Origin of the sequence: Promineifilum sp. (SeqCode), assembly GCF_041918635.1 — a bacterium.
In the GTDB taxonomy this organism is placed as follows: domain Bacteria; phylum Chloroflexota; class Anaerolineae; order Promineifilales; family Promineifilaceae; genus Promineifilum.
In genome coordinates this window covers 1-1,936 of sequence record NZ_JAYRVJ010000092.1, presented here as the reverse complement: position 1 = coordinate 1,936, position 1,936 = coordinate 1, and the positions used below count along the sequence as shown (strand labels likewise).

Here is a 1,936-nt window from a genome sequence, read left to right as displayed (position 1 = left end):
TGGCTCCAGGCCCGCCTCACTAATGACACTGATCGCGCCCAGGGTGAACACCCAGAGCTTAGGAGCAATGAGAATGAACCCCGCGCCGAAAAGCAGAGCGCGCGGCGGGGTCACGCCGTCGAGCATGGCCAGCCACTTGGGTGGCGGCGCATCCGGATCAGGTTCCTTGGCCCACTTCTTATAAGCGGTGACCAGTAACATGATGCCGAGCGCCACGAGAAGCCCGGCCTTGAACCAACCCGATCGCTCGGCGCTGTCGGCCGGGTCGCCGGCGAGGACAACCCCAAACAACCCCCACTGCGCCAGCCGCACCAACGTCATGCCAAGGACGAACAGAATCGCCTTAAGCGGCCCCCGCTTTTCGCTGGTCAATAGCAAAACGATGACGATGATCTGGAGCGGAACCAGCGCGCTGCCAATGATAAACGGTAGCAAGGGAGTAATGACGGCTTCCATAGTGCCTACCTCGGGCTGTTCGGTTGTTCGATGTCGAGCCGGAACGGTATCTGGCTCTCTCGTCTCTGAGGGACACAGTATAGCACGTGTTATAAATGAATCTACAGAGAAAAAACATCCACACAGTCTGAGATGTTACTGGCATCTCGGATTGTGTGGATGTTTTCGTATTCGTTGCCGGGAACCAGAGTCCCGGTGATTCGATCCAGAGCGTTGACCTAGGCGGCGGAACCGCGCCTAAGAGCGACCAGCCATCCCCGCGACGTAGTGCTCAATGGCCCGGCTGAAGAAGCCCGGCAGGTCGGGGTGCATGGCCGTGAAGAAGGCGGCAAACCGCGGGTCTTCGGCATAGGCCTGGCCCAGCCCGCGCAGGATGTCGGGCGTCGGCTCGTAGAAGGCGTGCAGGTGTTCGTGCCAGCGGGCGATGACCGTCTGCACCGCGGCGTCGGCCGGGTCGCGATCTAGCAGCGGCAGGAGGTCCTGGTAAACCGCTCCGCCTTCGGTCTGGATGCGCGCCTTGTCTTCGGCGGTGTAGCTCTTCCAGCGGCGGCTGGACTCCTGTACCATGCGGGGATCGTACATCTGGGCTGCCTCTTCCTCGTAGCGGGCCTGCGTCTCGTCGTCGAAGCCCTCGAATAGCTCTTTCGTGCTCATCTCGATCTGTCCTTTCAGGTGTAATACCGTCCTGTCAATGGTGTGAATGAGGCCGTTCAGACGGGCCACCCGCGCTTGCAGCGCGCGCCGGTGTTTTTCCAGCGCCGGCACAGTCTGGAATTCCGGGCCGTCCAGCACGTCGCGAATCTCGTTCAGGCTCAAGTCCAGTTCCCGAAAGAACAGAATCTGCTGGAGCCGGAGCGCGGCGGCGTCATCGTAGGTGCGGTAGCCGTTGTCGCCGACAGCCGACGGTCGCAATAGGCCGATCGCGTCGTAGTAATGCAGGGTGCGCGGCGTCACCCCGGCCAGGCGGGCCAGCTGTCTGACGGTGTAGGACATAGTCTGTTCCTCAATCCAAGGACGGATGATAAACTATAACGTAACGTCAATGTCAAGGGGGAATAAGGTGTCTTTTTGCATTGGGATTCTTATCAGATATTATCTGCGCGCCCAGTTACTAAAGGCACATCGCTGACAGAAGCATCCGAAAATTACGCAGGTTGTGCAGGTTGTTCCAGAGAAAGGGCGGCGGCAGTTTGTGCTACTTGAGGCAAGCCAGAGACGCGCCGTTCTAAAGGAGGGTAGAAATGGAGCCAACACTCCAAATCACAATTCATCAACAACAGGCGCGCGTGCCCTTGACCGTTTTTGTGGTCGAGGGCGAGATCGACGCCGCCACCTATATCAGCTTGCAAGACAGCGCGGCCGAGGCATGCCGGGCCGGGACGCGTTGGCTGCTCCTCGATCTGGCCGGCGTCAGACACATGGGCAGCGCCGGGCTGCGGGCGTTACATCAAATCGACAGCATGCTGCGGCGCGAATCGGC

Annotated in this window: 3 protein-coding genes; 1 reads left to right on the top strand and 2 read right to left on the bottom strand. The window is 60.0% G+C overall.

Annotated features, from left to right (window positions below; genetic code table 11):
• Together ACE3UY_RS03020 and ACE3UY_RS03015 are read right to left on the bottom strand one after the other, a co-directional pair.
• On the bottom strand, window positions 1-456 hold a 456-nt coding region (locus ACE3UY_RS03020; RefSeq protein WP_374686073.1), incomplete at its 3' end, for a GAP family protein.
• Window positions 457-693: 237 nt separating this feature from the next.
• Complete coding sequence (locus ACE3UY_RS03015; protein WP_374686072.1) at window positions 694-1,449, bottom strand: MerR family transcriptional regulator; 756 nt, start codon at window positions 1,447-1,449, stop codon at window positions 694-696.
• A 248-nt stretch (window positions 1,450-1,697) separates the two neighbouring features.
• On the opposite strand from ACE3UY_RS03015, the gene ACE3UY_RS03010 reads away from it, so the two are divergent.
• Window positions 1,698-1,936, top strand: a 239-nt coding sequence (locus ACE3UY_RS03010) for an STAS domain-containing protein (protein WP_374686071.1), incomplete at its 3' end; no start/stop codon positions are given.

What these genes read in the sequence shown, in the direction of transcription:
- ACE3UY_RS03015 (WP_374686072.1), bottom strand. Translation starts at nt 1,449, where the DNA reads ATGTCCTACACCGTCAGACAGCTGGCCCGCCTGGCCGGGGTGACGCCG.